The organism is Pseudonocardia hydrocarbonoxydans (assembly GCF_006539565.1).
In the GTDB taxonomy this organism is placed as follows: Bacteria; Actinomycetota; Actinomycetes; order Mycobacteriales; family Pseudonocardiaceae; genus Pseudonocardia; species Pseudonocardia hydrocarbonoxydans.
Genome location: NZ_BJNG01000007.1, coordinates 1 through 17,101 on the forward strand (window position 1 = coordinate 1; position 17,101 = coordinate 17,101).

Consider the following 17,101-nt stretch of genomic DNA (forward strand, 5'->3'; position numbering starts at 1 on the left):
AAGGCCCGCTGGTGCATGGCGGTGCGCATGTCGCCGGGGTCGACGGCGTACACGCGCACCCCGGGCTCCTCGACGGCGAGCACGGCGGCGAGGTGGTCCAGCGCGGCCTTCGCCGAGCCGTACCCGCCCCAGCCGGGGTAGGCCTCGACGGCGGCGTCCGAGCTGAGGGTGACGACGGTCGGCGCGGCCGCCGCGCGCAGCAGGGGCAGGGCGAGCTGGGTCAGGGCCAGCGCGGCGACGACGGTGGTCTCGTGGACCGCGCGCAGGGCGTCGAGGGGATAGGTCGACAGCGGCGGCAGCGGCGACGGGCCGAGCTCGCCCGCGTTGTGCACCAGCAGGTCCAGCCCGCCGAGCCGCCCCGCGGCGGCGACGAGCTCAGCGCGGTGCGCCGGGTCGGTGACGTCCCCCGGGACCGCGACGACCCCGGGCAGCCCGGCGGTGGCGGCCGCGAGCCGGTCGGCGTCGCGGCCGGTGGCCAGGACGGTGGTGCCCCGGGCGGCGAGCCCGGCGGCGAGTGCGAGGCCGAACCCCTGTCCGGCGCCGGTGACGATGGCGATGTCGTGGGTCATGCCGCTACCGTGCAACCTGAAGTCAGGTTCAGGTCAAGGGAGGGTGATGGACGCGCACGACCTGCTCACGATCGGCGAGGTGGCCGACCGCAGCGGCTTCCCGGCGTCGGCGCTGCGGTTCTACGAGCGCGAGGGGCTGCTCCGCACCACCCGTACCTCGGGTGGGCAGCGGCGCTACGAGCGGTCGGTGCTGCGGCGCCTGGCGTTCATCCGGGCCGCGCGGACGATCGGCGTCGGCCTGGACGAGGTGCGCGAGGGCCTCGACCGCCTGCCCGACGGCCGCACGCCGACGAAGGCGGACTGGTCGCGGCTGTCGCGGGCGTGGCGCGGGCGGCTCGACGAGCAGATCGAGGCGCTGGTGGCCCTGCGCGACGGGCTGGACTCCTGCATCGGCTGCGGCTGCCTGTCGCTGGCCCGCTGCCGCCTCTACAACCCGGACGACCGCGCCGCGGAGGCCGGCTCCGGCGCCCGCCTCCTCCCGCCCCTGCTCCGCCGCACCCCGGCCCAGGGCGTCTGAGGGGACTCGCGGACGAAAAGGGAGGGACTCGCGGGGCGTACCCCCGCGAGTCCCTCCCTTTACGGCCCTGAGTTGCGGGTTACTTGCAGGCGGGGAGGGCGTCGGGACGCGCGCTGATCCAGTCGGCGACGTCCTGGGTGATCTCCGGGCCGTTGCGGTGGAACTCCACCCCGTGCCCGATGCCCGGGTAGTTGTTGAAGGTGACGTCGTCGCTGCTCAGGAACGTCGCCTCGTCGATCGGGGCACCGTCGGCGCTGAAGATCTCGTCGGCCTCGGCGATCAGGGTGAGCACCGGGATGTCGATCAGCGGCGCGAGGGCGCGCGAGGGCTGCGGGCCGATGGAGAGGATCTCGCCGGCCGGGGTCTCGTTCACCAGCGGGTGCAGGGCCCGGATGAGCTCCGGGTCGGCCAGGTCGGTGAACAGGAAGCTGTCGCGGGTCTCGTGGTCACCGAAGAAGAACGGGTAGTCGTCGGTGAGCGTGCGCGGCACCTCCTGCGTCGCGATCTGCGCGGTGAAGCGCTCGGTGGCGAGGTGGGTGAAGCCGGACAGGATCAGGGCGTCGACGTCCTGGTAGAGCCCGGCGTGGATCTCCGACTCCTCGCTGCCCGCGGAGTGCCCGATCAGGCCGACGTGCTCGTAGCCGTCGGCGCGCAGCTGCTGGGTGACCTGGTGGCTGGCGTCGGCCAGCGCCTCGACCGTGACCGTGTAGCCGTTGGGCCGGTCGGAGCTGCGGTACGGGTGGTCGGGCTGGCCGTAGCCGAGCTTGTTCAGGGCGAGGAACGAGATCCCCGACTCCTTCACGATCTTCCGCGCGATCGAGTAGCGGTCCTGCTCGAAGGGGATGTCCCAGTACCAGGCGCCGGTGGTCAGGGCGTGGTTCGCCTGCAGCACCGAGGTCCGGCAGCCCTCCTGGCCCGCGGGCTCGTAGAGGAAGCCGCGCAGCGTGTAGGACGACCCGGGCTCGAGCTGGTTGGACACCTCGAAGTCGATCGGGGTCACCGTGACGTCCTCGTCGGACTCCGGGGCGCTGTAGTCCGACAGCTTGGGGTCACCGGGCAGGGCGTCCTCGGGGAGGGCGGACGCGGAGCCGGCGAAGACCGCGAGGGGGATCGCGGTGGCGCAGACGGTGAAGGCGGCCGCCATGAGGCGGAGCCTTCGACGAGAAGTGGACACGTTTACTCCGAACGGACGCGGGGAGCGCCCTGGCACCATATGGAGTAGTAAGTGTCAGTCCAAGTCGACACGATGGCCGTCCTGTTAACGAAGTCTCACGCTGTCGGCCTAATGAGGGTGAGGCATTCGGGCGGCGCGCAGGGCGGAGCGTCGCACCTTGCCCGTGTCCTCCCGCAGCGGTTCGTCGACGCGTTCCCACGACCGGGGGACCTTGTTGCTGGTCAACCGCCCGGCCACGTGGGCGCCGAGATCCTCGTCGGACACCTCGGCGGCGAGCTGGACGATGGCGTGCACGCGGGCGCCGAGGTCCTCGTCGGGCAGTCCGATCACGCAGCAGGACAACACGTGTGGGTGATCGGCGAGCGCCGCCTCCACCTCGGCCGGGTAGACGTTGGCGCCGCCGACGAGGATCAGGTCGCTGCGCCGGTCGGCCAGGTAGAGATAGCCGTCGGCGTCCATGTGGCCGAGGTCGCCGATGGACTCCCAGCCGTCGACGAACCGCGACCGTGCCCCGAGGTAGTGGTAGGTCGTGGTGTCGGGCGGCGGGCGCATCCACACCTCGCCGATCTCCCCGGCGGGCAGCGGGTGGCCGTCGGCGTCGGCGATACGCATCTCGCCCGACACCGGCCGGCCCACGGAGCCGGGACGGTCCAGCCACTCCACGCCGTCGATCATGCAGACGGCCAGCGACTCGGTGCCCGCGTACAGCTCCAGGACCCGCTCGGGGCCCAGCCAGTCGATCCAGGCCCTCTTCACCGGCTCCGGGCACGGCGCGCCGACGTGCAGCAGCGTCCGCACGCTCGACAGGTCGGCCGCCTCCCGGACCTCGGCGGGCAGCCGCAGGATCCGGCCCATGAGCGTCGGCACGGCGTAGAGCCAGTGCACGCGGTGGCGGACGACGGCGTCGAGGACGTGCGCGCCGTCGAAGCGGTCGAGCACCAGCAGCGGGCACCCGCGCAGCAGTGCGATCAGGGAGAACATGAACGGGGCGTTGTGGTGCAGCGGGGCGGTGACGGCGAAGACGTCGCCCGGCCCGCCGATCCGCAGCCGGTCGGCGCGTGCGGTCACCTCGTCGGTCCAGCCGGCCGCCCCAGCCACGATGATCTTCGGCCGGCCGGTGCTCCCGCCCGACGTCGGCGCCTTCCAGCTCGGCGGGAGCGCGGCCGGCAGCGGGTCGGGGGAGCGTGCCGGGTCGGGCGTCCAGGTGGGCGGCAGCGACGGCCGGTCGGCCGCGTCGAGGCCGACGACCAGTGGCGCGCCCGCGATGTCGACGAGCGCGGCCAGCTCGGCGGGCGGGAGCTTCGCCGCCACCGGCTGGGGCACCGCCCCGAGCTTCCAGACGCCCAGCACGGCGGCGTAGAACGCGGCCCCGTTGGCCAGCCCGATCGTCACCAGGTCGTCCTGCCCGACGCCGTGCGCGGCGAACTCGTGCGCCGCCCGGTTCGACGCGGCCGCGAGCTCCGCGCGGGTGACCGGGCCGTCGGGTGCGTACAGGGCCACGGCGTCGGGGTCGGCGGCGGCGAGTCGGTCGAAACCGGTGCCCACCGGAATGTGGTCGTCCACGGGCCCCCCGGTTAGCGTGGCTGGAGTGATCGACCGTGAGTACACCACCGTTGCGTGCCCGACGCCGGGAACCGTGCGATGAGCGGGCGCACGCTGCCGTTCGAGGGGGTCGACAACGTCCGCGACGTCGGCGGCCTGCCACTGGCCGCCGGGGGCTCGACCCGGCACGGGGTGCTGCTGCGCAGCGGGTCGCTGCACTTCGCGACCCCCGCCGACGTCACCCGGCTCGTCGACGACTTCGGCCTGACGCTGGTGCTCGACCTGCGCACGCCCGGCGAGATCGACCGCGACGGGCCCACGCCGGTCGCCGCGGCCGGCGTCGAGACGGTGGCGCTGACCTTCATCGGGGCGAGCCGCGACATCCTGCCCGAGGCGGGCGACGACACCGATCCGATGCTGCGCAACCACCTCGGCTACCTCGGTGACCATCCGGCCAACGTCGCCGAGGCCGTCCGGCGCCTGGCCGCCGCCGACGCCGGACCCGCGCTCGTGCACTGCGCGGCGGGCAAGGACCGCACCGGGGTGCTGGTGGCGCTGGTCCTCGACGCCGTGGGGGTGGAGCGCGCCGAGGTGGTGGCCGACTACGTGCTGTCGGCGGAGAACGTGGAGGCGATGTTCCGCCGCTGGACCACCGCCGCGGGCGAGGAGATGCCCGCCGACCTCACCCCGCACAAGCCCCGGGCCGCGGTCATGCACGCCGTGCTGGCCCACCTGGACGCGGAGTGGGGCGGGGCGGCCGGCTGGCTGGCCGCCAACGGCCTGACCGCCGACCACCTGGACCGCCTGCGGGCCCGGCTCACCGGCTAGGGGAGCTCCTCGATCGTCACCGCGGTGTCGAGCTTGCGCAGCGCCCAGGGCTCCCCGGTGACGGCGGGCCAGCCGCGACGCCGGGCGCTGAGCGTGACCTGCCCGGCCGAGAGGTCGTCGCCGCCGGACTCGGCGAGCAGCAGGCCGGACTCCTGGGCGGCGCGCGGGTCGAGCTGGTCGATCACCGTGATCGGCAGGTCGAGCAGCACGCCGAGCGCGGCGTGGTATTCGGGGGCGAGCACCGACCACGCCTTGCTCAGCGCGGCGCTGGGCACGGCGAGCACGATGTCGGCCTCGACCGCGGCCCAGACCAGCGCCCGGACGTAGACCGGGCGGCCGGTGGCGAAGGCGATGAGTGCGGAGGCGTCGAGTACCCGGCCGCCGATCACTGAGCGTCACCCATGCGGGACCCCTAGACCGCGGCCGCGGGCGGCGCGAACCGCAGCGTGCGACGGGCCTCGTCGAGCTCGTCGGGGGGTGGCGGGCCGCCGTAGAGGTTCTCCAGGGTGGTCAGCGTCCGCTCCCGGACCTGCCGTGCGGCCACGGCCTCGGCGATGTAGGCGGACATGCTCGACGCCGCTCCCCGACGCACCGCACTGCGGGCCTCGGCGACCAGGTCGGCCGGCAGGCTCACCGTCACACGCTCGCTGCGCATGTGCGGAGAGTACTGGGCGCGGGGCCACCGTGCATACGGCGTCACGTCGGATCGGTCCCCCGGACGGCCGCGACGAACAGTGCCAGCGCCGCGAGCAGGGCGGTGCCGGCCAGCCAGGTGCCGAGGCCGCCGCCGTCGACGAGGGCCCACAGCGCCGCGACGAGCGGGGCGGGCGCGGTGAGCGGGAGGTCGGCGAGCAGCTGCCGGCGCAGCGGGGCGGCCGCCGCCGCGCGGGACGCGGCCGAGGCGTCCGGGCGGGCGGGGTTGTCGGTGCGCCGGCCGCGCGGCTCCGTCGAGCGCACCGGCCCGGACGGCGGCACCGTCCGCCCGTCGATCTCCGCGGCGACGTAGCGGTGGGTCAGCGGGTCGCCGCGCAGGCGGACGGCGGCGGGGGAGGGCAGCGCGGGCAGGGCCGGGTCGAAGTGCAGCGGGATCCAGCGCGGCGGCACGGTCGCGGTCTCCAGCCAGGACCGGCTGCTCAGGCCCGCCTGGATGCGGACCCGCCCGGCGTCGAGGGTGCGGGGAGGCTGCGCGGCCGCCCGGCGCCGGGACAGCACCTGCCAGGCCCCGACCAGCGGGACGAGCGCGGCCGCCACCGCGGCCAGGACGAGCGTGCCCAGCGCGCGGTCGGCGTCGGCGAGGACGGCGGCGCCGGGGATCAGCGGGGGGCCCGCGGGGGAGTGCGCCACCTCGGTGCGGGTGCCGACCGGGGGAGGCGGCCCGGCCAGCTCGACCGGGTCGCTGCGCTCGGTGCCGCCGGAGGGGGTCCAGCGCAGCGTCACGGAGTCGCCGTCGACGGCCGTGACGACGCCGAAGGTGCGCTGGGTCGCGGAGGCGAGGACGGCGGACGCGGACGCGAACGCCGTGCCCGCCACGAGGGCGAGCACGGCGCACACGAGCAGGACCAGCACGGACGTGAGCAGGCCGTACCGCAGGGCGCGGGGGGCGGTGCTCACGTCCGCGCGCAGGGTCATCCGGCGACGAACCCGGAGTCGACGTAGTCGATGTCCGCGGTGCCCGGCGCGCCGAAGTTGGCGAGGGTGTCGCGGACGGCGTACGCACCGGTGGACTGGTAGAGCGGCAGCTGCGGCATGGTCTCCCAGATCAGGGTGTCGATCTCGTTGCCCAGCTCGGCCCGGGCCGCGTCGTCGAGCTCGACGAACGCCTCCGCGTAGAGCGCGTCGATCTCCGGGGTGCCGATGTTGCCGTAGTTCTGGTCGCCCGGGGTCGAGTAGATGTTGCGCGTCGAGGTCACCGGGAACGGCGTGCCCGACCAGCCGAAGCCGACCATGTCGAAGTCGCCCGGCGTCACGTACTGGTCGAACAGGTCGGCCGAGGCGGCGGGCACGAACTCGACGCCCACCCCGATCGTCGCGAGCTGGGACTGGACGAGCTGGGAGATCCGCTCGCTGATCGGGTTGCCCGCGGTGGTGACGTAGCGCAGGGTGAGCTGCTGCCCGTCCCTGGTGCGCACCTGGCCCTCGCCGGGGGAGACCCAGCCGAGCCCGTCGAGCGCGGCGCTCGCGGCGGCCGGGTCGAAGGCGACCGGCGCGGAGTGGTCGACGTAGTTCGCCGAGCCCTCGGTGTAGAGGAAGCTGCCCAGCGGGGTGGCCTCGGGCACGATCTGGCCGATCAGCGCGCTGGTCACGACCTGCCGGTCGATGCCCTGTGCGATCGCCCGGCGCAGCGCCGGGTCGGCCAGGATCGCGCCCTCGCCGCCGTTGAACGTGATGTGGTTGTAGGTCGGCTCGGCGGCCTGCCGCACCTCGACGCCGGGGATGCCCTGGCTGCGCTGGAACAGGTCGACGCTCGACCCGATCGCGTAGAAGTCGATCTCGTTGTTGGCCAGCGCGTCGGCCAGCGCGTCGCGCTCGACGACGCGGTCGAGCTTCGCCGGCTCGCCCCACCAGGCCTCGTTGCGCACGAGGGTGATCGTCTGCGCGGTGGCGTCGACCGTCTCGACCCGGAACGGGCCCGCGGTCGTCAGCGGCTGGGCCTGCCAGCCGGTGTTGAACGTGGCCGGGTCGGTGTTCGTCGACGCCGGGTAGATGTTGTCGAACAGGCTGTTCCACTCGGCGAACACGGTGCCGAAGGTGGCCACGGCCTGCTTGTCGTCGACGCCGCGCTCGACGGAGACGATGTCCTCGTAGCCGGTCGTGCCCGCCACGCTGAACGCCTCGTTCGTGCCGTTCTGGGCCTGCCACTGGGCCTGCAGGTCGACCCAGGTGATCGGCGTGCCGTCGTCCCAGTTCGCCTCGGGGTTGATCGTGTAGGTGACGACCTGCGGGGACTCCGAGGTCAGCTCGATCGAGGTGAAGTAGTCGGTGTTCACCGCGACGGTGCCGTCGGCGAGCGCGTCGAAGGCGTGCGGCATCAGCGGGTCCATCACGAACTTGCCGTCGCGCAGGGTGCCGTCGACCTGGTTGCGGTTGTAGTTGTCCGGCAGGGCGTCGAGCGGGAAGCGCAGGTCGCCGCCGTCGGCCACCTGGTCGCGGGGCAGCTCGTTGATGTCGTTGACGCCCTGCTCGCCGGTGTTGGGGGCCAGACCGCCACCCGGCGCGCCACCGCCCCCCACCCCGCCGCAGCCGGCCAGCACCAGCGCCGCGGTGGCGGCCAGTGCCGCCAGAACCGCTGATCTCGATCGCATACGGGACTTCCTCTCGTGAAGGGTCACAGCACGGCGTGCGGTGCGGCGAAGTGGCAGGCCACCTCGTGGTCGGTGGTGGTGCGGGGGGCTCGGCGCGGGTCCTCGGTGACGCAGCGCGCCCGGTCGGGCTCGTCGAGCGTCAGGTGGCGGGGGCAGCGGGTGCGGAACCGGCAGCCCGACGGCGGGTCGGCGGGGCTGGGCATGTCGCCGGTGAGCAGGATGCGCTCCCGGGCCCGCTCGACGGCCGGGTCCGGGATCGGGATGGCCGAGAGCAGCGCCTGGGTGTACGGGTGCTCGGGGGCGGCGAACACCGTGGCGACGTCACCGATCTCGACGATGCGTCCCAGGTACATGACGGCCACGCGGTCGGCGATGTGGCGCACCACCGACAGGTCGTGGGCGACGAACAGGTACGCGAGCCCGAGCCGCACCCGCAGCTCCTCCAGCAGGTTGATCACCCCGGCCTGGATGGAGACGTCCAGGGCGGAGACCGGCTCGTCGAGCACCAGCAGCTTGGGCTCCAGCGCGAGCGCGCGGGCGATGCCGATGCGCTGGCGCTGCCCGCCGGAGAACTCCGCCGGGTAGCGCCCGGCGTGCTCGGGGCGCAGCCCGACCAGCCGCAGCAGCTCCGGCACCCGCCTGCGGATCTCCTCGACGGGCACCCGGTGCGTCGAGAGCGGCTCGGCGATGATGTCGTGCACCGGCATCCGCGGGTCCAGCGAGGCGATCGGGTCCTGGAACACCACCTGCACGTCGCGGCGCAGCGCGGTGCGCTCGCGCCTGCCCAGCCCGGCGACGTCGCGCCCGAGCACCTCGACGCTGCCGCTCTGGGGCGACGTCAGCTCCAGGATCTCGGTCAGCGTGGTGGTCTTGCCGCAGCCGGACTCGCCGACCAGCGCGAGCGTCTCGCCCGCGCGCACGTCGAAGCTGACGCCGTCGACGGCCTGGACGGTGCCGACGCGGCGGCGCAGGATCGTGCCCGACCGCACCGGGTAGTGCTTGACCAGGTCCTGCACGCGCAGCACGACCTCGCCCCGCGGTGCGTCCGCGGTCGCCCCGGCGGTCGGCACGTCGAAGACCTGCGCGGCGTCGCGCCGCACGAGATCGGCGCTGCGGTGGCACGCCGCGTGGTGGTCGGGGCGCACGGCGTCGAGCTCCGGCTCGCTCTCCCGGCACCGGTCGACGACGAGGGGGCAGCGCGGCGCGAACGGGCACCCCGGCGGCAGCTCGGCCAGCGACGGCGGCTGCCCCTCGATCGGGACGAGCGGCCGGCGCGGACCGGCGTCCAGGCGCGGGATCGAGCCGAGCAGCCCCAGCGTGTAGGGCATGCGCGGGTGGGCGTAGAGCTCGTCGACGGGTGCGGTCTCCACCGCGCGTCCGGCGTACATGACGAGCACGCGGTCGGCCACGCCCGCGACCACGCCCAGGTCGTGGGTGATCAGCACGATCCCGGCGCCGGTGACCTCGCGGGCGGTCCGCAGCACGTCGAGGACCTGGGCCTGGACGGTGACGTCGAGTGCGGTCGTCGGCTCGTCGGCGATGATCAGGTCGGGGTCGTTGGCGATCGCCATCGCGATCACCGCGCGCTGGCGCATGCCGCCGGAGAACTCGTGCGGGAAGGCGGCGAAGCGGTCGCGGGCGTTCGGGATGCCGACCAGGTCGAGCAGCTCGACGGCCCGGGCCCGCGCGTCGGTCTTCGAGGTGCCGCGGCGGTGGATCCGCAGCGCCTCGACGATCTGCGCGCCGACCGTGTAGACCGGCGTCAGCGCGGAGAGCGGGTCCTGGAACACCATCGCGACCCGCCGCCCGCGGATCTCCGAGAGCTCGGCGTCGGAGCGGCCGAGCAGCTCGGTGTCGCGGAAGCGCACCGAGCCGGTGACGCGGGCCCGGTCGGGCAGCAGGCCCATCACGGCCATCGACGACACCGACTTGCCCGACCCGGACTCCCCGACGATGCCGAGCACCTCGCCGGGGGCCACGTCGTAGCTCAGCCCGCGCACGGCGTCGACGCGCCCGGCCTCGCCGGGGAACGACACCGACAGGTCGCGCACCGAGAGCACCGGCCCGGTCGCGCCGGGCGGCGGGCCGTCGAGGACGTCGTCGGTGAGGGTCACTTCTCCGCCTTCCGGCGACCGGCGTCGGAGCTGGAGTCGAGCGCGTCGCGCAGCCCGTCGCCGACGAGGTTGAAGGCCAGGATCGCGACGACCAGGAAGCCCGCGGGGAACAGGAACAGCCACGGGTAGGTCTGCGAGGACCCCAGGCCCGAGGCGATCAGGGTGCCGAGGGAGACGTCGGGGGGCTGCACGCCGAACCCGAAGAACGACAGCGTGCTCTCGCCGAGGATGGCGACGCCCATGGCGATCGTCGCGTCGACGATCAGCAGCGAGGACATGTTCGGCAGGATGTGCCGGAAGATGATCCTCCAGGGCGGGACGCCCATGAACCTCGCCGCCTTGACGAACTCGCGCTCGCGCAGCGACAGCGTCAGCCCGCGCACGATCCGGGCCGCGATCATCCAGCCGAACGCGGCCAGCAGCACCACCAGGATGAGGAAGCTGCCGCCGGCGAAGGCGGGGGACAGGATCGCGATGACGAGGAACGCGGGCAGCACCAGCATGAGGTCGACGACCCACATCAGTGCGCGGTCGGTCCAGCCGCCGAAGTAGCCCGCGGCCGCCCCGACGACGGCGGCGAGCCCGGTGGAGATCAGCCCCACGAGCAGCCCGATGATCAGCGACTTCTGCAGCCCGACCATGGTCTGGGTGAACAGGTCGCCGCCGATCTGGGTGGTGCCGAACCAGTGGCTCGCCGACGGGCCCTGCAGGAACGCGGTGTAGTCGAGCTCGGAGTAGGACCACGGGCTCGCCAGCGGGGCGAGGTAGGCCAGCGCGAACAGCGTCAGCACGACCCCGATCCCGGCGACGGCGGAGCGGCTGCGCAGGAACCGGCGCAGCACCAGCCGCCCGCGGGAGGTGAGCACCGGACCCGTCCCGTCGAGCGGGGTGGGTCCGGCGGCGATCTCGGACATCTGACTCACCTGATCCTGATGCGCGGGTCGAGCGCGGCGTAGAGGACGTCGGACAGCCAGCCGGAGATCAGGATCAGCACGGCGGCGAAGAGGGTCACGATCGCGACGATGTTGGTGTCCTGGCGCTGCACGCCGTAGACGAACCAGTCGCCCATGCCGAACCAGCCGAAGATCCGCTCGGTGAGCACGGCGCCGGTGAGCAGCAGCCCGAAGCCGAACGCGAACAGCGTGGCCATCGGGATCAGCGCGGTGCGCAGGCCGTGGGTGAACAGCGCGCGGCGGCGGGTGAGGCCCTTCGCGCGGGCGGTGCGCAGGAAGTCGCTGCCCAGCACGTCGAGCATGGCGCTGCGCTGGTAGCGGCTGTAGAGGGCGATCTGGCCGAGCGCGATCGACAGCGTCGGCAGCACCAGGTGTTGCAGCCGGTCGAGCAGTTCGGCGGCGGCGCTGCCCTGGAAGCTCGGCGTGACCTCGCCCTGGAAGTACAGGACCGTCGTCCCGGCCGCGGCGTTGAGCTCCAGCCCGCCGAACTTGAGCAGCTGGGCCAGCACGAACACCGGTGTGGACAGCAGGACGAAGGAGAACACCGTGGAGACGTAGTCGCTCACCTTGTACTGCCGGATCGCCCCGGCGACGCCGACGACCACGCCGATCGCGATGCCGATGACGGTGCCCAGCAGCAGCAGGCGCAGGCTCACCCCGACGCGGGCGAAGAGCTCCGCGCCGATGTCGGTGCCGGTGACGGTGGTGCCGAAGTCGCCGCGCAGGACGTCGCCGAGCCACCCAGGAAGCGCAGCGGGATCGGGTCGTCGAGCCGCAGCTCCGCGCGCTTGGCCAGGATCACCTCGGCCGGCGGCGGGGGAGTGCGCTCGTAGTAGCTGGCGAGCGGGTTGAACGTCAGCGACGCCAGCGAGAAGGTGGCGAAGGCGGCGATGAAGCAGAGCGCCACGTAGTTGGCGAGCCGTCGCAGCAGGAACCCCGCCATGCCTCTCCCCACTCCGGACGGCGGATCGCGCTTCGTCCGGCATCGGGCCCGGGCCGGATTTCGGTGGTCCGACCGGGCTACTACTGGCGGGTACTCTGGGCAGGCGCGTGTGTGGTCCACGTGAAGTGGCGGCCCGATCGGGCGGCCCGATGCGCAGACGCGTCCGGATTCGGTCACGCGCGGTCGGAAGTGACTCGATCGAGGTGGGCGGTCCGTTACGTCGACCGGGTCCGTCGTGGATGGCGGGCCCGGCACCGGGATGGCACCGTGGGGTGATGCCTCCCGCCAGGGCGACGCCCGTGAACGCCACCGCCGCGGCCCTGCTCGGTCTGCTCCACGACGGGCCGATGAGCGGTGGGGAGCTGGTGGCGGCGGCGGGGGAGCGGTTCGGGTCGTTCTTCGCGGTGACCCGCAGCCAGGTCTACCGGGAGCTGCCCGTCCTGGCCGCGGCGGGACTGCTCAAGCCGGGCAGGCCGGGGCCGCGGGCGTCGCAGCGGTACCAGATCACCGCGGCGGGGCGCCGGTCGTTCGCCGCGTGGCTGACCTCGGGCGCCGCCTCCGACGCCGTCCGCAGCCCGCTGGTGCTGCGGCTGCTGCACGCGGGCTCGCTCACGCCGAAGCAGCGCGCCGGCCTCGTCGGGGCCGGGCGGGAGGCCTACGCGGAGCGGTTGACGGCGGCGAAGGCCGCCGCGAAGGGCGAGGACGACCCCTACCGCAGGGCGGTCGCCGACTTCGTCGTCGCCCACACCCGCGCGATGCTCCGCCTGCTGGACGCCGTTCCCGACGTCTGAGCCGCCCGCGTAGCCTGGAGCGTTGTGAACCCCGACGCCGCCGCCGACCTCAAGGAACTCGCCACCACGCTGGAGAGCATCGAGGCGGTCACCGACCTGCCCGCGCTGCGCGTCGAGATCGCCGACCTGGAGGACCAGGCGGGCCAGCCCGACCTGTGGGACAACCCGGACGAGGCGCAGAAGGTCACCAGCCGACTCGCCTACGCCACGGGCGACCTCCGCCGCATCGACGAGCTGCGCCGCCGCCTCGACGACCTGCCGCTGCTCTACGAGCTGGCCGAGGACGAGAAGGACCAGGGCGCGCTGGACGAGGCCGACGCCGAGCGCGTCAAGCTGCGCGCCGACATCGAGGCGCTCGAGGTGCGCACGCTGCTGTCGGGGGAGTACGACCAGCGCGAGGCCCTGGTGACGATCCGCGCGGGCTCCGGCGGCGTCGACGCGGCCGACTTCGCCGAGATGCTCATGCGCATGTACCTGCGCTGGGCCGAGCAGCACGGCTACGGCGTCGACGTCTACGACACCTCCTACGCCGAGGAGGCGGGCCTGAAGTCGGCGACCTTCGCCGTCCACACGCCCTACGCCTACGGCACGCTCTCGGTCGAGCAGGGCACCCACCGGCTCGTCCGGATCTCCCCGTTCGACAACCAGGGCCGCCGCCAGACCTCCTTCGCCGCGGTCGAGGTGGCGCCGGTCGTCGAGACCAGCGATCACGTCGAGATCGACGAGAAGGAGCTCCGCGTCGACGTCTACCGGTCCTCGGGGCCGGGCGGGCAGGGCGTCAACACCACCGACTCGGCGGTGCGGCTGACGCACCTGCCCACCAACATCGTGGTGTCGTGCCAGAACGAGCGGTCGCAGATCCAGAACAAGGCCTCGGCGATGCTCGTGCTGCAGGCCAAGCTGCTGGAGCGGCGCCGGCAGGAGGAGCGGGCCCTGATGGACTCGCTCAAGGACTCCGGCGACGCCTCGTTCGGCAACCAGATGCGCTCCTACGTGCTGCACCCGTACCAGATGGTCAAGGACCTGCGGACCAACTACGAGGTCAACAACCCCGCCGCCGTGCTCGACGGCGACATCGACGGGTTCATCGAGGCCGGCATCCGCTGGCGGCGCAACGAGGCCACCGCTTCCTGATCCCCGCCACCTCCGGACCCCCGCGAGTCGGGACATTCCTGCGACCGAGTCGGACGCCGTGTGCGCGTCGTGGTGGGCACGAAGCGTGATCGCCCGGATGGGCGAACTCGGTCGCACGATGGTCCCGACTCGCGGGGAGGGGTGGGTCGCGTGCCGGTTCCGGTGACCACCCTGGGTACCGTGCCCGCGTGATCCGCCTCGAACGCGTCACCAAGACGTACAAGACGTCGTCGCGCCCCGCGCTCGACCGGGTCTCGGTGAACGTCGAGAAGGGGGAGTTCGTCTTCCTCATCGGGCCGTCCGGTTCCGGCAAGTCGACGTTCCTGCGGCTGCTGCTGCGCGAGGACGTCCCGACGCGCGGCAGCATCTTCGTCTCCGACATGGACGTCGCGAAGCTGCCGCGGCGCCGCGTGCCGAAGCTGCGCCAGCGCATCGGCTGCGTGTTCCAGGATTTCCGGCTGCTGCCGAACAAGACCGTGGGCGAGAACGTCGCGTTCGCGCTCGAGGTGATCGGCAAGTCGAGCGGCACGATCCGCAAGGTGGTGCCCGAGGTGCTCGACCTCGTCGGGCTCGGGGGCAAGGCCGAGCGGCTGCCGCACGAGCTCTCCGGTGGCGAGCAGCAGCGGGTGGCGATCGCGCGGGCGTTCGTCAACCGGCCGCTGGTGCTGCTGGCCGACGAGCCCACGGGCAACCTCGACCCCGACACCAGCCAGGACATCATGCTGCTGCTGGAGCGGATCAACCGCACCGGCACCACGGTCGTCATGGCCACGCACGACCACTCGATCGTCGACTCGATGCGCCGCCGGGTCGTGGAGCTGGACATGGGCCAGGTCGTGCGCGACGAGGTCCGCGGGGTCTACGGGGTGGGTCGGTAGATGAGGGCCGACTTCGTCACGCGGGAGGTCTTCACCGGCCTGCGCCGCAACGTCACCATGACGATCGCGATGGTGCTCACCACCGCGATCTCGCTCGGCCTGGTCGGCACCGGGCTGCTCGCCGTCCGCACGATCGACCGCACCGAGCAGCTCTACAGCGACCGGGTCGAGGTGCAGGTGGCGCTGACGGCCGACGTGTCGGCCGCCGACACCGACTGCAGCCAGCCGGTCTGCCAGGGGCTGCGCACCACGCTGGAGAACTCCCCGCTCGTCGACTCGGTGCGCTTCGAGAGCCAGCAGCAGGCCTACGAGCGCTACCTGGAGCTGTTCGAGGGCCAGGCGCTCGCCGACGTCGTGCGGCCCCAGTCGCTGCCCGCGACGCTGCGGGTCCGGCTCGCCGACCAGGAGGCCGGATCGGCCGCCGTCGTCCAGGCGATGACCGGCCAGGTCGGCGTCCGCAACATCATCGACCAGCGCGACGTCGTCGCGAAGCTGTTCGACTTCCTCGGTGGCGTCCGCAACGTGACCTTCGCGCTGGCGCTGGTGCAGGCGGTTGCGGCGCTGCTGCTGATCTCCAACACGGTGCAGGTCTCGGCGTACACCCGGCGCACCGAGGTGGGCGTCATGCGGCTGGTCGGGGCCACGCGCTGGTACACCCAGCTGCCGTTCCTCATCGAGGCGGTGGTCACCGGCGTGGTGGGTGCGCTGATCGCGTCGGCGGGGCTGCTGGCGGGCAAGTTCCTGTTCATCGACCAACTGCTGTCCGGGATCGTCTCCAACGGGGTGGTGCCGCCGATCGAGCTGTCCGACGTCGTCTGGGTCTCGCCGATCCTGGTGATGATCGGCGCCGGCGTCGCCGCCGTCACCGGGTACGTCACGCTGCGCCTCTACGTGCGTCTCTGACCGGTCGCCCCCGCCGCGTAGGCTGGAGGGGTGAAGGAGACGGGGCGGAAGGTGATCGCGCAGAACCGCCGTGCGCGCCACGACTACACCGTCCTCGACGAGTACGAGGCGGGCGTCGCGCTGCTCGGCACCGAGGTGAAGAGCCTGCGGCTGGGCCGGGCGTCGCTGGTCGACGCGTTCGCCACCGTCGACGACGGCGAGATCTGGCTGCGCGGGCTGCACATCCCCGAGTACACCCAGGGCAGCTGGACCAACCACGAGCCGCGCCGTACCCGCAAGCTGCTGCTGCACCGCAGCGAGATCGACCGCCTGATCGGCAAGATCAAGGAGGGCGGGCTGTCGCTGGTGCCGCTCTCGCTGTACTTCTCCGACGGCAAGGTCAAGTGCGAGCTGGCGCTGGCCAAGGGCAAGAAGGCCTACGACAAGCGCACCGACCTCGCCAAGCGCGACGCGCAGCGGGAGATCCAGAAGGCGTTCGGCCGGGCCGCGAAGGGCCGTGCGCGCGAGCTGCGCCGGTGACGCTGCCCGTCCCCCCGACGTCCGACGCCGACGTCCCGCGGTTCCTCGACGAGCTCGGCGTGCCCGGGCTCGTCGACGCGCACGTGCACTTCCTGCCCGACAACGTGATGGACAAGGTCTGGGCCTACTTCGACCGTGCCGAGACCCACTACGGCCGGGCCTGGCCGATCCACTACCGCACCTCCGTCGACGATCGGCTGGCCGCGCTGAAGGGGCTGGGCGTCACGGCGTTCGCGCCGCTGGTGTACCCGCACAAGCCGGGCATGGGGCGCTGGCTGACCGAGTGGGTCACCGACTTCGCCGCCCGCACCGACGGCGCGGTGCCCACGGCCACGCTGTTCCCCGAGCCCGACGTCGCCGGCTACCTGGGCGCCGCCGTCGCGGCCGGGGCCCGGATCGTCAAGGTGCACGTGCAGGTCGGCGGCTTCGACCCGCGCGACCCGCTGCTGCGTCCGGCCTGGGGGCTGCTGGCCGACGCCGGCGTGCCGGCGATCGTGCACTGTGGGCACGGCCCGATCCCCGGCGAACACACCGGGCTCGACGTGTTCGGCGAGGTGCTGGCCGAGCACCCGCGGTTGCCCGTGGTGCTCGCCCACGCCGGGATGCCGGACTTCGCGGGCGCGCTCGACCTGGTGCACCGTCACGAGCACGTGTACATCGACACGACGATGGTCGGCACCCCTTACAGCGAGCGGATGGCCGCGCTGCCCGACGACTGGCCCGCCCGGCTCGTCGACGTGGCCGACCGGGTCGTCTACGGCTCCGACTTCCCGAACATCCCCTACGGCGCGTTCGAGCAGGTGGCCGCCGTGGCGGGCTGGGCGGCGGCCGACGACCGGCTCGGCGTCGGGTTCCTGCGTGCCGTCCTGCACGACACGCCCGCGGGCCTGCTCGGGCTGCGGCCCGAACCGGAATGAATCCCCGCCCGGGAGGC

19 protein-coding genes are annotated in these 17,101 nt (G+C 73.2%); 8 read left to right on the forward strand and 11 right to left on the reverse strand.

The features are described 5' to 3' along the window. The coding region (locus PHY01_RS04680) for an SDR family NAD(P)-dependent oxidoreductase (RefSeq protein WP_141277277.1) at positions 1-569 on the reverse strand (569 nt) is incomplete at its 3' end. Positions 570-615: 46 nt separating this feature from the next. Here PHY01_RS04680 and soxR point away from each other — a divergent pair. Next, the gene (gene soxR, locus PHY01_RS04685) at positions 616-1,086 is read left to right on the forward strand and encodes a redox-sensitive transcriptional activator SoxR (protein WP_141277278.1); all 471 of its coding nucleotides are present in this window, start codon (positions 616-618) and stop codon (positions 1,084-1,086) included. A gap of 79 nt (positions 1,087-1,165) precedes the next feature. Here the strand turns inward: soxR and PHY01_RS04690 are convergent, their stop codons facing one another. Both PHY01_RS04690 and PHY01_RS04695 read right to left on the reverse strand, forming a co-directional pair. Then, positions 1,166-2,230, reverse strand: a complete 1,065-nt coding sequence (locus tag PHY01_RS04690) for an alpha/beta hydrolase (protein ID WP_141277279.1) — start codon at positions 2,228-2,230, stop codon at positions 1,166-1,168. Between the two features lie 138 nt (positions 2,231-2,368). Further along, positions 2,369-3,823 carry an AMP-binding protein gene (locus PHY01_RS04695; protein ID WP_141277280.1) on the reverse strand — a complete coding sequence of 485 codons (1,455 nt, stop codon included), beginning with the start codon at positions 3,821-3,823 and terminating at the stop codon, positions 2,369-2,371. A 78-nt stretch (positions 3,824-3,901) separates the two neighbouring features. On the opposite strand from PHY01_RS04695, the gene PHY01_RS04700 reads away from it, so the two are divergent. Further along, positions 3,902-4,630: a tyrosine-protein phosphatase gene (locus PHY01_RS04700; protein WP_141277281.1), complete on the forward strand. Its 729-nt coding sequence runs from the start codon at positions 3,902-3,904 to the stop codon at positions 4,628-4,630. On the opposite strand, the gene PHY01_RS04705 is transcribed toward PHY01_RS04700, so the two are convergent. The 8 genes from PHY01_RS04705 to PHY01_RS27385 are packed head-to-tail and all read right to left on the reverse strand — an operon-like array spanning position 4,627 to position 11,942. Continuing rightward, entirely contained in the window at positions 4,627-5,019 is a 393-nt protein-coding gene (locus PHY01_RS04705; RefSeq protein ID WP_141277282.1) for a PIN domain-containing protein, read from the reverse strand. The two genes, PHY01_RS04700 and PHY01_RS04705, sit on opposite strands and share 4 nt — an antisense overlap. Positions 5,020-5,042: 23 nt before the next feature. Further along, a complete protein-coding gene (locus PHY01_RS04710; protein ID WP_141277283.1) occupies positions 5,043-5,285 on the reverse strand; it encodes a ribbon-helix-helix domain-containing protein in 243 nt (80 codons plus the stop codon). Between the two features lie 41 nt (positions 5,286-5,326). After that, entirely contained in the window at positions 5,327-6,241 is a 915-nt protein-coding gene (locus PHY01_RS04715; RefSeq protein WP_141277284.1) for a hypothetical protein, read from the reverse strand. 14 nt (positions 6,242-6,255) lie between these two features. Next, on the reverse strand, positions 6,256-7,932 hold the full coding sequence (locus PHY01_RS04720; protein ID WP_141277285.1) for an ABC transporter family substrate-binding protein: 1,677 nt from the start codon (positions 7,930-7,932) through the stop codon (positions 6,256-6,258). Between the two features lie 23 nt (positions 7,933-7,955). Next, positions 7,956-10,046 carry an ABC transporter ATP-binding protein gene (locus PHY01_RS04725; RefSeq protein ID WP_141277286.1) on the reverse strand — a complete coding sequence of 697 codons (2,091 nt, stop codon included), beginning with the start codon at positions 10,044-10,046 and terminating at the stop codon, positions 7,956-7,958. Beyond that, a complete protein-coding gene (locus tag PHY01_RS04730; protein ID WP_141277287.1) occupies positions 10,043-10,960 on the reverse strand; it encodes an ABC transporter permease in 918 nt (305 codons plus the stop codon). Before PHY01_RS04730 ends, PHY01_RS04725 begins: the two co-directional genes overlap by 4 nt. A 5-nt stretch (positions 10,961-10,965) precedes the next feature. Next, on the reverse strand, positions 10,966-11,655 hold the full coding sequence (locus PHY01_RS04735; protein ID WP_246085704.1) for an ABC transporter permease: 690 nt from the start codon (positions 11,653-11,655) through the stop codon (positions 10,966-10,968). Further along, on the reverse strand, positions 11,652-11,942 hold the full coding sequence (locus PHY01_RS27385; protein WP_246085705.1) for an ABC transporter permease family protein: 291 nt from the start codon (positions 11,940-11,942) through the stop codon (positions 11,652-11,654). The genes PHY01_RS04735 and PHY01_RS27385 overlap by 4 nt, the downstream gene beginning before the upstream one ends. A 275-nt stretch (positions 11,943-12,217) precedes the next feature. Between PHY01_RS27385 and PHY01_RS04740 the strand changes: the two genes are divergently transcribed. The 6 genes from PHY01_RS04740 to PHY01_RS04765 all read left to right on the forward strand — a co-directional run bounded on the left by PHY01_RS04740 (position 12,218) and on the right by PHY01_RS04765 (position 17,084). Continuing rightward, complete coding sequence (locus PHY01_RS04740) at positions 12,218-12,733, forward strand: PadR family transcriptional regulator (RefSeq protein WP_170183636.1); 516 nt, start codon at positions 12,218-12,220, stop codon at positions 12,731-12,733. Positions 12,734-12,757: 24 nt separating this feature from the next. Beyond that, positions 12,758-13,867, forward strand: a complete 1,110-nt coding sequence (prfB, locus tag PHY01_RS04745; protein WP_141277289.1) for a peptide chain release factor 2 — start codon at positions 12,758-12,760, stop codon at positions 13,865-13,867. Between the two features lie 188 nt (positions 13,868-14,055). Next, the gene (gene ftsE / locus PHY01_RS04750; protein WP_141277290.1) at positions 14,056-14,745 is read left to right on the forward strand and encodes a cell division ATP-binding protein FtsE; all 690 of its coding nucleotides are present in this window, start codon (positions 14,056-14,058) and stop codon (positions 14,743-14,745) included. Next, a complete protein-coding gene (gene ftsX / locus PHY01_RS04755; protein ID WP_141277291.1) occupies positions 14,746-15,648 on the forward strand; it encodes a permease-like cell division protein FtsX in 903 nt (300 codons plus the stop codon). It begins immediately after the preceding gene. 30 nt (positions 15,649-15,678) lie between these two features. Further along, positions 15,679-16,167, forward strand: a complete 489-nt coding sequence (gene smpB / locus PHY01_RS04760) for an SsrA-binding protein SmpB (RefSeq protein WP_141277292.1) — start codon at positions 15,679-15,681, stop codon at positions 16,165-16,167. Positions 16,168-16,169: 2 nt separating this feature from the next. Next, on the forward strand, positions 16,170-17,084 hold the full coding sequence (locus PHY01_RS04765) for an amidohydrolase family protein (RefSeq protein ID WP_170183640.1): 915 nt from the start codon (positions 16,170-16,172) through the stop codon (positions 17,082-17,084). Positions 17,085-17,101: the final 17 nt, after the last annotated feature.

Excerpts from the sequence above, each read along its gene's own strand:
- ftsX (WP_141277291.1), top strand. The coding sequence starts at position 14,746 with ATGAGGGCCGACTTCGTCACGCGGGAGGTCTTCACCGGCCTGCGCCGC.
- soxR (WP_141277278.1), top strand. The coding sequence starts at position 616 with ATGGACGCGCACGACCTGCTCACGATCGGCGAGGTGGCCGACCGCAGC.
- PHY01_RS04690 (WP_141277279.1), bottom strand. The coding sequence starts at position 2,230 with ATGGCGGCCGCCTTCACCGTCTGCGCCACCGCGATCCCCCTCGCGGTC.
- PHY01_RS04730 (WP_141277287.1), bottom strand. The coding sequence starts at position 10,960 with ATGTCCGAGATCGCCGCCGGACCCACCCCGCTCGACGGGACGGGTCCG.
- PHY01_RS04720 (WP_141277285.1), bottom strand. The coding sequence starts at position 7,932 with ATGCGATCGAGATCAGCGGTTCTGGCGGCACTGGCCGCCACCGCGGCG.
- PHY01_RS04710 (WP_141277283.1), bottom strand. The coding sequence starts at position 5,285 with ATGCGCAGCGAGCGTGTGACGGTGAGCCTGCCGGCCGACCTGGTCGCC.
- PHY01_RS04700 (WP_141277281.1), top strand. The coding sequence starts at position 3,902 with ATGAGCGGGCGCACGCTGCCGTTCGAGGGGGTCGACAACGTCCGCGAC.
- PHY01_RS27385 (WP_246085705.1), bottom strand. The coding sequence starts at position 11,942 with ATGGCGGGGTTCCTGCTGCGACGGCTCGCCAACTACGTGGCGCTCTGC.
- PHY01_RS04740 (WP_170183636.1), top strand. The coding sequence starts at position 12,218 with ATGCCTCCCGCCAGGGCGACGCCCGTGAACGCCACCGCCGCGGCCCTG.